This window comes from Streptobacillus ratti (assembly GCF_001891165.1).
In the GTDB taxonomy this organism is placed as follows: domain Bacteria; phylum Fusobacteriota; class Fusobacteriia; order Fusobacteriales; family Leptotrichiaceae; genus Streptobacillus; species Streptobacillus ratti.
Genome location: NZ_LKKW01000039.1, coordinates 1 through 12,130 on the forward strand (window position 1 = coordinate 1; position 12,130 = coordinate 12,130).

The 12,130-nt window shown below is 26.3% G+C and carries 12 protein-coding genes and 1 pseudogene; 11 read left to right on the forward strand and 2 right to left on the reverse strand.

Features of this window, described 5'->3' with window-relative positions; all coding sequences use genetic code 11:
* Positions 1–350: 350 nt before the first annotated feature.
* From BT993_RS06160 to BT993_RS06205, 10 genes are all read left to right on the forward strand, one after another.
* Positions 351–2,909, forward strand: a complete 2,559-nt coding sequence (locus BT993_RS06160; RefSeq protein WP_083557413.1) for a DNA translocase FtsK — start codon at positions 351–353, stop codon at positions 2,907–2,909.
* A 13-nt stretch (positions 2,910–2,922) separates the two neighbouring features.
* On the forward strand, positions 2,923–3,981 hold the full coding sequence (gene mreB / locus BT993_RS06165) for a rod shape-determining protein (protein WP_143604294.1): 1,059 nt from the start codon (positions 2,923–2,925) through the stop codon (positions 3,979–3,981).
* An 8-nt stretch (positions 3,982–3,989) separates the two neighbouring features.
* Positions 3,990–4,523 carry an SMC-Scp complex subunit ScpB gene (gene scpB, locus BT993_RS06170; RefSeq protein WP_072593705.1) on the forward strand — a complete coding sequence of 178 codons (534 nt, stop codon included), beginning with the start codon at positions 3,990–3,992 and terminating at the stop codon, positions 4,521–4,523.
* Positions 4,495–5,196 carry a pseudouridine synthase gene (locus tag BT993_RS06175; protein WP_244147559.1) on the forward strand — a complete coding sequence of 234 codons (702 nt, stop codon included), beginning with the start codon at positions 4,495–4,497 and terminating at the stop codon, positions 5,194–5,196. Before scpB ends, BT993_RS06175 begins: the two co-directional genes overlap by 29 nt.
* A 110-nt stretch (positions 5,197–5,306) precedes the next feature.
* Complete coding sequence (locus BT993_RS06180) at positions 5,307–5,582, forward strand: autorepressor SdpR family transcription factor (RefSeq protein ID WP_208600518.1); 276 nt, start codon at positions 5,307–5,309, stop codon at positions 5,580–5,582.
* Positions 5,572–6,192, forward strand: coding sequence for an SdpI family protein (locus tag BT993_RS06185; RefSeq protein ID WP_072593708.1), 621 nt, complete (start codon positions 5,572–5,574; stop codon positions 6,190–6,192). The genes BT993_RS06180 and BT993_RS06185 overlap by 11 nt, the downstream gene beginning before the upstream one ends.
* Before the next feature lie 237 nt (positions 6,193–6,429).
* Complete coding sequence (locus BT993_RS06190) at positions 6,430–7,380, forward strand: mannose/fructose/sorbose PTS transporter subunit IIA (RefSeq protein WP_072593709.1); 951 nt, start codon at positions 6,430–6,432, stop codon at positions 7,378–7,380.
* A 21-nt stretch (positions 7,381–7,401) separates the two neighbouring features.
* Positions 7,402–8,214, forward strand: coding sequence for a PTS mannose/fructose/sorbose transporter subunit IIC (locus BT993_RS06195; protein ID WP_072593710.1), 813 nt, complete (start codon positions 7,402–7,404; stop codon positions 8,212–8,214).
* Between the two features lie 17 nt (positions 8,215–8,231).
* Positions 8,232–9,149: a PTS system mannose/fructose/sorbose family transporter subunit IID gene (locus tag BT993_RS06200; protein WP_072593711.1), complete on the forward strand. Its 918-nt coding sequence runs from the start codon at positions 8,232–8,234 to the stop codon at positions 9,147–9,149.
* Between the two features lies 1 nt (position 9,150).
* Positions 9,151–9,525, forward strand: coding sequence for a DUF956 family protein (locus BT993_RS06205; RefSeq protein ID WP_072593712.1), 375 nt, complete (start codon positions 9,151–9,153; stop codon positions 9,523–9,525).
* 48 nt (positions 9,526–9,573) lie between these two features.
* Here the strand turns inward: BT993_RS06205 and BT993_RS06210 are convergent, their stop codons facing one another.
* Positions 9,574–9,927, reverse strand: a complete 354-nt coding sequence (locus BT993_RS06210; RefSeq protein WP_244147560.1) for a hypothetical protein — start codon at positions 9,925–9,927, stop codon at positions 9,574–9,576.
* Positions 9,928–10,214: 287 nt separating this feature from the next.
* Positions 10,215–10,568 (reverse strand): hypothetical protein, encoded by a 354-nt coding sequence (locus tag BT993_RS06215; RefSeq protein WP_244147561.1) that lies wholly within the window; start codon positions 10,566–10,568, stop codon positions 10,215–10,217.
* A gap of 386 nt (positions 10,569–10,954) precedes the next feature.
* Here BT993_RS06215 and BT993_RS06220 point away from each other — a divergent pair.
* Positions 10,955–12,130 (forward strand): annotated as a pseudogene (locus BT993_RS06220) (hypothetical protein); the annotation flags it as partial.

Here is a 12,130-nt window from a genome sequence, read left to right on the forward strand (position 1 = left end):
AGTCATAGGGAGGATAGTAAGTATTATTTAAGGAGAGTATTTAGGAGTATAGAGGAGTTAAAAAGAGGAGTAAAAAAGTATTGTAGTAGATATAATAATATAAGGAGAAAAGTACTAAACTTTAAGAGTCCGAATGAGGTAGTAAGAGAGTATCAAAATAGTTTAACAAATTAATAAAAATGTAAAAAAGGTGACTAAGTGGTTAATTACACACTTATACAGAAACTTTTTAAATATTTTGTTACATATGTTTGACAACTAAACAACAAAATATAATTTAGAAAACATTTTTACTTTAAAAAATGCAGTATATATGTTAAAATTAAAGTAATGTATTTTAGGAGGGAAAAATGTCTAAATATAAAAAAAGTAAAAAGAATATAAATAAGAATATAAATAATAACAACCCTAGTGTATGGATAAATACAACTATATTAATCATAGCAATATTTTTGCTTGGATTAGTATTAATGGAAAGATTCATATCTACTGACACTTTTATAGAAACTTTTTTAGGTTTAATAGTTGTAAATTTAAAAATAGTTTTTGGTAAAACAATAACAATATTTCTTTTATTAGTAATAGCATTTAATTTCTTTGCAATTAAAAATAGAAAAAGAATAAGTTATATGCCTTTGATAAGAAAAATAATGTGGATACTTTCCTTTATATTTTTATCAATGAGCTTAACTGTTTTTAGTTTAGGCAAAATAACAGGAACTACAATGTTTGATGCAGGACAGGAAATATTATCAAATGCCTTTATGTATAAAGGTGGAGGAATAATAGGAGCTATAGCTTCTATACCTTTCTTTTCTGTAGTAAATGAAACTTGGTTTTTTGTTCTAACTGTTATAATGTTTCTAATTACATCTTTTTTTGCTATGGGTAAAACTATTAGATTAATATATTTAAATATAACAAACACTTTAGACTATTATTCAAGTGATGAATATTTAAATAAGAAAAAAATAATTGAAGCAAAGAAAACATATGAAAAAAGATTACAAGAAGCAGAAGATAAACAATTTGAAGAAAATTTTGTAAACTATTTTGTAAATAAGACTAATAAAAAGTTAGATGATGAAATATTTAAGAAATTAGATGAAGACAAAATTGAAGAAAATAAGGAAGTAGAATATTATAGTGAAAAAGAATTGAGTGCTAAGCAAAAAGAGTGGAATAGATATTATGATAGAATGCTTGAAATTAGAAAATATGAAATAGAAAAATCTAAATTAGAGCAAGAAAAAAAAGCACTTAAAAAAATAGCAGAAGATAATTATGAGGCATTAAATAAAAATGAAAATCAAATAGAAATGTCTAAAGCTATTGATGATTTAGAAGAAGATACTATATACAATGAAACAATAAATGAAATAATTGATGAAATGCAAGAAGATTTAGAAGTTGAAAATCAAATTGAAGAAATGCAGGAAAAAGATATTTCAAGAGATGTTATAGAACATATTGAAAATAAAACTGAGGATAAGTTTATAGAAGAAGTTATTCAAAAACCAGTTCAAGCTATAGATAGAGAAGAATTAAAGCTTGCACTTTCAGAAGTATTTAAGGATAAGAGTATGGACCCTGAAAAAATATCTGAAATGAAAAAAGAAATAGAAAGTAACATAGAGAATTTAGAAGAAGTATTAAGAAATTTTGGAGTAGATGCAAAAGTTGTTGATTACGGAACTGGACCAACTATTACAAGATATGAGATAAAAATACCTAAAAATGTAAGAGTTAAAAAAGTTACTGAGCTTGAAGATGATATAGCTATGTACTTAAAGGCTGAAAGAATAAGAATAGAAGCTCCTATTCCTGGGAAAGATGCTATAGGTATAGAAACACCAAATAAGATAAAAGAACCAGTGTATTTTTCTAATCTAATTAAATCAAGAGAACTTGACCAAGGTATATTACCTGTTGTGTTAGGTAAGGATATAGTTGGGAATAATAAGATAATAGATATTGCAAAACTTCCTCACTTATTAATAGCTGGAACTACAGGAAGTGGTAAATCAGTTTGTATTAATACAATAATTTCATCTTTAATAAGTAAAAAAAGTGATGATGAAGTTAAATTCATAATGGTAGATCCTAAAATGGTAGAACTTATGCCATATAATGGGATAGCACATTTATTAACCCCTGTTATTATAGATCCAAATATGGCATCTATAGCACTTAAATGGGCAGTAAATGAAATGGAAGAAAGATACAAGAAACTTGCAAGTCTTGGGCTTAGAAATATAGAGGCATATAATAAGAAATATGTTAAAGAAAAATTACCATATATAGTAATAATAATAGATGAGTTAGCAGACCTTATGATGGTATCTTCAAATAGTGTAGAACAATCTATAGCTAGAATTGCTCAAAAAGCAAGAGCTATAGGTATACATTTAATAGTAGCTACTCAAAGACCGTCTGTTGATGTAGTAACAGGTATGATTAAAGCTAATCTTCCAAGTAGAATATCATTTGCTTTAAGATCTAATACAGATTCAAGAACAATTTTAGATCAAGTTGGAGCAGAAAAATTACTTGGTATGGGAGATATGCTATTCTTAGATAATGGTAAGGCTAAACTTGAAAGAGTGCAAGGAGCATATATATCAGATGATGAAATTAATAAGTTGACAGATATTATTAAGAGTAAGAAAACAGCGATATATAATGAGGAAATATTAATCGAGGAAGAACAAAGTAGTAATAATAGAGATCCACTTTATGAAAAAGCAGTTGAAATAGCTAAAAGACCTAATATAGATAGATTATCTATTTCATTATTACAAAGAGAGTTAAGTACAGGATTTAATAGAGCATCAAAATTATGTGAAGAACTTAGAAATAATGGTGTTATTGATGAGCAAAATAGATATATAAATTCGGAGTTAGATTAAAGAGAGGAAAAATATGTTTAGAAATTTAATTAAGAAATTTAAAAAAACTTTTATTTTAAATAAAAATACTAAGGATATAGGAATAGATTTAGGTACGGCTAATACTGTTCTTTATGTTAAGGGAGAAAATATAGTAATAAATGAACCAACATATGTTGCAGTAAATACTAAAAAGGAAGATAATATAGAATTTATTGGAAAGAAAGCTAAAGAAATAATGGGAAGAACTCCTGGGTATATGGAAGTAAAAAGACCTTTAAAAAATGGAGTTATATCTGATTATGAAATTACTGAGAAAATGTTATCTATCTTTTTAAGTAAAATTAAAAAAGGAGAACTGTATAATGATAGAGTAATAATATGTGTTCCAAGTGGAGTTACTCAAGTTGAAAGACGTGCAGTTGTTGATGCAGTTAAAGATGCTGGAGCAAAAGAAGTTTATTTAATTGAAGAACCAATAGCAGCAGCAGTTGGTGCTGGAATAGATATGTTTGAACCTAAGGGACATTTAATAGTTGATGTAGGTGGTGGAACTACAGAAATAGCCTTTATAGTTTCTGGTGGAGCTGCAAAAACACATTCTATTAAAACTGCAGGAGATCAATTAAATATAGATATTATTGAATATATTAGAGAAAACTTTAATTTAAATATAGGGGAAAAAACAGCAGAAGATTTAAAAATTTCTGCAACTAATTCAGATGATTTAGAAGAACTATATCAAATTAAAGGGGCTGAATCTGTAACAGGAATACCTAAAGAAGTTAAAATTTCTGTTAAAGAAGTTAATGATGCTATTAATAAGAGTATAGATCATATAATATATGAAATAGATAAGGTTATAGAAGAAATTACACCAGAAATAGCTGCTGATATATATGAAACAGGGATATATTTATCTGGTGGAGGAGCAAGTATAAGAATATTAAAAAATAAAATAGAAGAAAAATTTAAGTTAAAAGTTACAGTATGTAATGAACCTATATATGCTGTAATAAATGGAATTGCAAATATATTCCAAGATTTTGTAAAATACAAAAATATGTTAATTCCAACTACTAATGAATATTAAGGGGAACTATGAAATCAGATTTAGAAGCTATCTTATTTATCTCTAAAGAAAGTATAAGTCTTTCAGAATTATCATCTTTTTTTAAGGTAAATGAAGATGATATGAAAAAAGTTATAGAAGAATTAGTTAATGAGTATAAAGAAAAAGGTATAAATGTATGTTTTGAAAATGAAGAAGTATTTTTAAGGACTAATGCTTTAAAAGGAGAACTTATTAAAAATTTTTTCACTCCAGAACTTAAATTAAGAAAATTATCTAAATCTTCTTTTGAAGTTTTAGCTATAATTGCGTATAAAGGGCCTATAACTAAATCTGAAATAGAAGAGATTAGAAGTTCTGGTGCAGATCATATTATACCCATATTACTTGATAAGAAGTTAATATATGTTAGTGGTAGAAAAAAAGCTTTAGGTAACCCTAATCTATATGAAGTAACTGATGATTTTTATGCTTATCTAGGTATAGGGAATAAAGAGGAGTTACTAGAATTTGATAAAAGCAACTGGTTGATGAATGGAAAGGAAGAAAATGAGAATAAATAAGTATATAGCTGAATCTGGATTTTGTTCTAGGAGAAAAGCTGATGAATTAATTATTGATGGTAGAGTTACTATTAATAAAAACATCGCTATAATAGGTAGTGAGGTAGAAGACGGAGATATAGTTAGAGTAGACGGAGAAAAGGTTACAGTTAAAAGAGAATATGAATACTATATCTTAAACAAACCTAAAAGAGTATTATGTTCTAATGAAGATAAACAAGGAAGAGTGCTTGCTGTAAATTTAATTAAATCTAAAAAAAGATTATTTACTTATGGTAGGTTAGACTATATGACAGAGGGGTTAATAATAGTTAGCAATGACGGAGATATATATAATAATGTTATGCACCCTAAGAAAAAACTATACAAAAGTTATGTGGCAAAGATAGATAGTGATATAACTGATGATCATATAGAAGCTTTAAAACATGGAGTAGTTATTGAGGGACAAAGAACTCTTCCAGCAAAAGTTAAAGCAATAACAAAAAGAGAAATAAGGGTTGCTATACATGAGGGAAGAAATAGACAAATTAGAAAAATGTTTGAAGTTTTAGGTTATACAGTTAGAAGTTTAACAAGAGTAAAAGTTGGAGAACTTTCACTTAAAGGATTAGAAACTGGGAAATATAGAAAAATGACAGAAGATGAAATTAAATATCTTAAAAGTCTATAATAAAATAATTTAAGGTGATAGAAATTTAAATACTTTCACCTTTTTTATTGACTTTCATATCTATTTAGAGTATAATCTAATTAGATAAATATAGAAATAGAGGTGATATTATGTTTAAAGAAACATTTAAAGCTCTTTCAGATCCAATTAGAAGAGAAATTTTATTACTTTTAAAAAAAGGTAGAATGAATGCTGGAGAAATATCTAGTTCATTTGATATATCTGCCCCAACCGTTTCATATCATTTAAATTTATTAAAAAAAGCAGATTTAATACGTGAAACAAAATTCAAAAACTATATTTATTATGAATTAAACATATCAGTTTTTGAAGAATTAATTTTATGGTTTAATAACTTTAGAGGAGATGATGTGCATGTTAAATAATAAAAAAATATTAATTTCAATTTTATTATGTTTATTACCTGTAGCTTATGTTTTATTGATATATGATAAGTTACCTGAAATGATACCAACACATTGGAATTTTAGTGGAGAAATTGATGGTTATACTTCTAAAAAAGTATTTGTATTTGGTATGCCTATATTTTTTGCAGTTATGAATATCTTTACAATATTTATGGCTAAGGCAGACCCTAAAAAAATGGGAAATAATAGTTTTTTATTTAAAAATATCTTATGGATATCACCTATATTTATTAATCTTATTATGATATTTACTGTATTAATAGCCTTGGGATATAACATAGATGTTCCAAAAATCGTAAAGATTTTTGTAGGGATAGTTCTAATAATAGTTGGAAATTACTTACCTAAATGTAAGCAAAACTATACTATAGGAATTAAAACACCTTGGACTTTAAATGATGAAGAAAATTGGAATAAAACTCATAGATTTGGAGGTAAAATATTTGTGATTTCAGGAATAGTAACTATTTTATCTATATTTATACCTTATTTATACATTGTTAGTTTATTTCTTTTTTTCCTAATTCTAATTTATTCATATTTGTTACATAAAAATAAAATGAAATAAGCTCTCTATTGAGGGCTTGTTTTATTTTCCACTTATTATTATATATTTTTTATACTTTCATAATGTAGGATACAAGTAAAAAAAATTTAGTTAAAAAACTCAATATATTTTTTTTGCTTTTTTCTTGTTATTCATAAAATTATGTAATATAATAGATATTATAATGTTTTTGAAGTAAATATATTTAATTTCACTTCAAAAAATTTGAATAAATATATAAATTGAAAGGAGATTATTATGATAGGAATTATTATAGCAAGCCATGGTAATTTAGCAAGTGGTATTCTTGAAACAAGTAAAATGATACTTGGAGATGTTGAGAATTTAGCTGCTGTGGGTATCTATCCAAATGAAGGACCAGAAGATTTAAGAAATAAGATTGTAGAAGCTGCTAAATCTTTTGATAATCAAAATGAAGTGTTAGTTTTAGTTGATATATGGTCAGGTTCACCATTTAATCAAGCAAATGCTTTAATGGCAGAATATCCAAATTGGGCTATAGTAACAGGGGTTAATTTACCATTACTAGCAGAAGCTATAGATGTTAGAGATGATGTAGCTACTGCACATGAATTAGCATCAAAAATTTTAAATGAGGGTAGAGAGGGAATTAAAGTTAAACCTGAAGAACTTGAACCTAAAAAAGTTAGAAAACAAGTTGCAAATTTAAATACAGATTTAGGTAATGGTAAGATTACATATGTATTAGCAAGGGTTGATACAAGATTACTACATGGTCAAGTTGCTACTTCATGGACAAAATCAACTAAACCAGATAGAATTATAGTTGTTTCAGATTCAGTATCAAAAGATACATTAAGAAAAACTATGATAACAGAAGCTGCACCTCCAGGGGTTAAAGCTAATACAGTGCCAATTGATAAAATGGTAGAAGTTGATAAAGATCCTCGTTTTGGAAATACAAAAGCTATGCTTTTATTTGAAACACCTCAAGATGCTTTAAAAGCTATAGAAAAAGGTATGAAAATAGAAGAATTAAATATAGGTTCTATGGCACATTCTGTAGGTAAAGTGGCTATAACAACTTCTTTAGCAATGGATATGAAAGATGTAGAAACTTTAGAAAAATTAATTAGTTTAGGTGTTAAGATGGACGTTAGAAAAGTTCCTTCTGATTCACCAGAAAATATAGAATATATTCTAAAGAAAGTTAAAGAAAAATTTTAAAATAATTCAGGAGGAATAAATATGTCAATAATAACAATTTTATTGGTTGTTTTAGTTGCATTCTTAGCTGGTATGGAGGGAGTGTTAGATCAATTCCAATTTCACCAACCACTAGTTGCATGTACATTAATTGGTCTTGTTACAGGGCATTTAACTGAGGGTATTATTCTTGGTGGTTCATTACAAATGATAGCATTAGGTTGGTCAAATGTTGGAGCTGCAATAGCACCAGATGCAGCACTTGCTTCAGTAGCATCAGCTATAATAATGGTTTTAGGATTAAATGGAGGAGAAGCAGATATTACTAGATCAATAAACTCAGCAATAGCACTTGCTATACCTTTATCAGTAGCAGGATTATTCTTAACTATGATAGCTCGTACAATTTCAATTTCAATAGTTCACTTAATGGACGGAGCTGCTAAAAAAGGGAATATTAGAAGAATAGAAATATTACAATTTTTAGCTTTATTTATTCAAGGGTCACGTATTGCAATACCTGCATTATTACTATGTATAATTCCATCATCAGCAGTTACAAGTATGTTACAAGCAATGCCAAGTTGGCTTTCAGATGGAATGGCAGTTGGTGGAGGAATGATAGCAGCAGTTGGATATGCTATGGTTATCAATATGATGTCAACTAAAGAAGTTTGGCCTTTCTTTATAATAGGGTTCTGTTTAGCTGCTATAAGTCAATTAACTCTAATTGCACTTGGGGCAATAGGTGTAAGTTTAGCTTTAATATACTTAGGATTAAAAGAAGCAGCAGTATCTTCAGGTAATGGTTCTAGTTTAGGTGATCCATTAGATGATATATTAAATGATTATTAGGATTTGGAGGATTTGAAATGGAAAAGAAAATAACATTATCTAAAAAAGATCGTTTTAAAGTAGCTGTGCGTCATCAATTCCTTCAAGGTTCTTGGAATTATGAACGTATGCAAAATGGTGGTTGGGCTTATTCTATTATACCAGCGATTAAAAAACTATATACAAAAAAAGAAGATCAAATAGCAGCATTAGAACGTCATTTAGAGTTCTATAATACTCACCCATATGTTTCAGCACCAGTTATGGGAGTTACATTGGCTTTAGAAGAAGAAAGAGCAAATGGTATTCCTGTTGATGATGCAGCTATACAAGGGGTTAAAATAGGAATGATGGGACCTTTAGCAGGAGTTGGAGATCCAGTATTCTGGTTTACAGCAAGACCTATACTTGGAGCACTTGGAGCTTCTCTTGCATTAGCTGGAAGTATATTAGGCCCTTTATTATTCTTCTTTGTATGGAATATTATGCGTTTTGCATTCTTATGGTATACACAAGAATTTGGATATCAAGTTGGAGTTAAAATAACTAAAGACTTATCAGGTGGATTACTTGGAAAAATTACTCAAGGTGCATCTATATTAGGTATGTTTATAATAGGTGGATTAGTTCAACGTTGGGTTAGCATATCATTTAAATCAGTAGTATCAGTTGTTAAACAAGCTGAGGGAGCATTTATTAATTGGGATACATTACCTAGTGGAACAGAGGGTATAAAGTCAGCATTAGAGCAATACAGTTCTCTTGGAGCAGCTGGATTAAATGTTGATAAAGTTACTACATTACAACAAAATATAGATTCATTAATACCAGGAGTATCAGCATTATTATTAACTTTATTATGTTGTTGGTTACTTAAGAAAAAAGTATCTCCAATTTCTATAATAGTAGTATTATTTGCAGTTGGAATTTTAGCAAGAGTTGCTGGAATAATGTAATATGATAGAATCTTTAAATAATAAAATAGATTTAACTATAAATGCAAGTTCTTTTTCTGGAATAATAAGTTATGGTAAAGTTCTTGTTGGTAATAAATCTTTTGAATATTATAATGATAGAAATATTAATGACTATATTCAAATACCTTGGGAAGAAGTTGAATATATTTCAGCTCAAGTTATTTTTAAGAAATGGGTAACGAGGTTTGTCATATTCACAAAGAGAAATGGTAAATTTTCATTCTCTACTAAGGATAATAAAAAGACATTAAAAGCTATTAGCAACTATATATATAAATCAAAAATGGTTAAATCTAAAACATTTTTACAAGTCATATTTTTAGGACTTAAAAGATTAATAAAAAGAATAAAATAGAATAAAAAATGTCCTGTGATGTACAGGACATTTTAATTATACTAATAACTATGCCAATTCACTATTTTTCAAAAAATTAAATAAATTTTTAGCATTTGACTTAAAAAAGAACCACATTTTTCTCTCTAGTCCATTATTATATTTAATAATAACTTTTCTATTTTTTATTTCAACATCTGAAATATTGTCTATATTTATTTTAAAAAAACCTAATATTAATATTTTTTCATCATAATATATAGTTCCTTTATTAGCAAAAATTACTCCAAATAAATATAGGGAAAAACCTAGTCTAATAAATATAAATATATTAAAATATATACCAGATAATAAAGATATAACTGAAAGAAAATAGAAACTATAAAGAAAAATTTCGCTAGAATTATTTTTCTTAAATTTCATAGAATGTTTTATCTTAAAAAATTCTAAATACAATAAATGGATATTAGTGATGAATAATAATGCAATCCATGATAGATTATCTGAATTATTTAGATTACTTAAATTAAATAGAAAACATAGTAATACTATATTAAAAACATAATATACCATATTTAGTTTTGTTTTGTTCATAAAAATCTCAACCCCTTTATTTTATATGATTATACCATAATATTACAAGTTTTATAGTAAAAAAATAAAAAATTGTCCTTTTTAAAGATGATAGGACAATTTGATTATTTTAATAATTATGTTAATTTAATATTTTTCAAAAAATCAAAGAAACTTTTACTACTTAATTCAGAGATGAATTTTATTTTTCTTTCTGTTCCATTATCATATTTGATAATTATTTTTTTATCTTCCATTTCGATTTTTGAAATATTTTCTATATCTATTTTTAAAAAACCTAATATCAATATTTTGTTGCTATAATATATAGTTCCTTGATTAACAAAAAATGTTCCAAATAAATATAGGGAAAGTCCTAGTTCAATAGTGTAAAATTCTTTAAAATATATACCAAATAATAAAAGCATAGCTGAAAGTAGATAGAAAACATAAAGAAAAAATTCCCAGTAATCTTTTTTCTTAAATTTCATAGAATTTCTTATCTTAAAAAATTCTAAATACAATAAATAGATATTAATAAATAATACTATTGATGTAATAAATATATTAACCATATTATCTAATGTATTTTTACCATTTAGAGTGTATATAAAACATAGTAATACTATATTAAAAACATAATATACTATATTTAGTTTTGTTCATAAAAATCTCCATTCTTCATTTTATAAATAATTATACCACGATATTTTTAATGTTTAAAATATATATAATTTATTACTATAATTATTAATATTAATGTATAGAGATTAATAAATGTATAAAAATTTCACATGAAACTATTGACAAAATATCGTGGGGGGGGGGTATACTTGCTAATATATACTTAAAAAAGGTAAAAAAGGGAGAAAGAGTTATGAATAAAAGTTGGTATGTATTTTCCTTTGTTTTTTTAGTATCAATTTTAGCAAATGCTAGTAGTATAGATGAAAGAATAAATGAGGATATTAAAAAAATATATGATATTGAAAAAGGAATTAACTATGATAAAACAGTTAAAAATCCAAAAGGAGATATTCTTTTAAAAAAAGATGAAAAAGCAAGTTTTGAATTTAATGAAAATTTAGAAATTCCTAGAGAACTTAAAATACATTCAAAAGATAAAGAAAGACCAAATAGTTTGAAAATTGTAAATAATGCTAGTCTTTTACTTTCAGAAGGCCAGGACTATAATGCGAGCTTATTATCATTTATGGTAAATAATGGAAAAATTGAATCTAAACAACATGGACCTTTCTTATATTCAACATATGGGTATTTTAAAAATTCAAAAAATGCAGTATTGGAAGTTTTAGGAGATTTTATAGTTCTGGATGTTGGATTTAAAAAATTATTTGTTTTTGATAATGAGGGGGAAATATATGGAGGTGCTGGAGAACATGATATTGATATAAGGGGAGACGGAAATTTTAGTTTCATAAATAGGAAAAGTGGATTAATACGTAATGCTGGTACATATCTTGTTAATAATAAAGGTATTTTAAATTTTAAGAATGAGGGTAAATTTGATTACGATAAGGGCAAGGGAACAACAATTGTTTTTAGTAGTGGTCCTAGAGGAATGTTTGTAAATTCTGGAACAATAAATGCTGGTGCTTTTGTTGTTGATTTTGATTCTTCTAATAATGTTGAAAATATAGAAAATGATATAGGAAATTTTTTAAATGAAAAAAATGCTGTGTTGAAAACAATTGGATTTGAATATTTTGCTCCAAAAATGAATTTTAAAAATTTTGGATATATAGAGGTTGGTAATGAATATAAACTTCATGTTAGGTCTTTAACTGGAATAATGGAAAATAATGGTAGAATAAAAGGTGAACTTATTTTTCATAATCAACATGAGGCTTTTTATCATTATTATGAAAATGGTCGTAAAAAACCTAAAGAAGAAATAGAAGAATTAGACGCTAAAAAAAGAAAATTAGCTCCATTAATGGTAAACTTACAAAATGGTGTTTTAGAGGGAGATTTGATATTAAAAAGGAAAAATTTAAATGAAATAATAGTTACAATAAAATCAATGGACAAT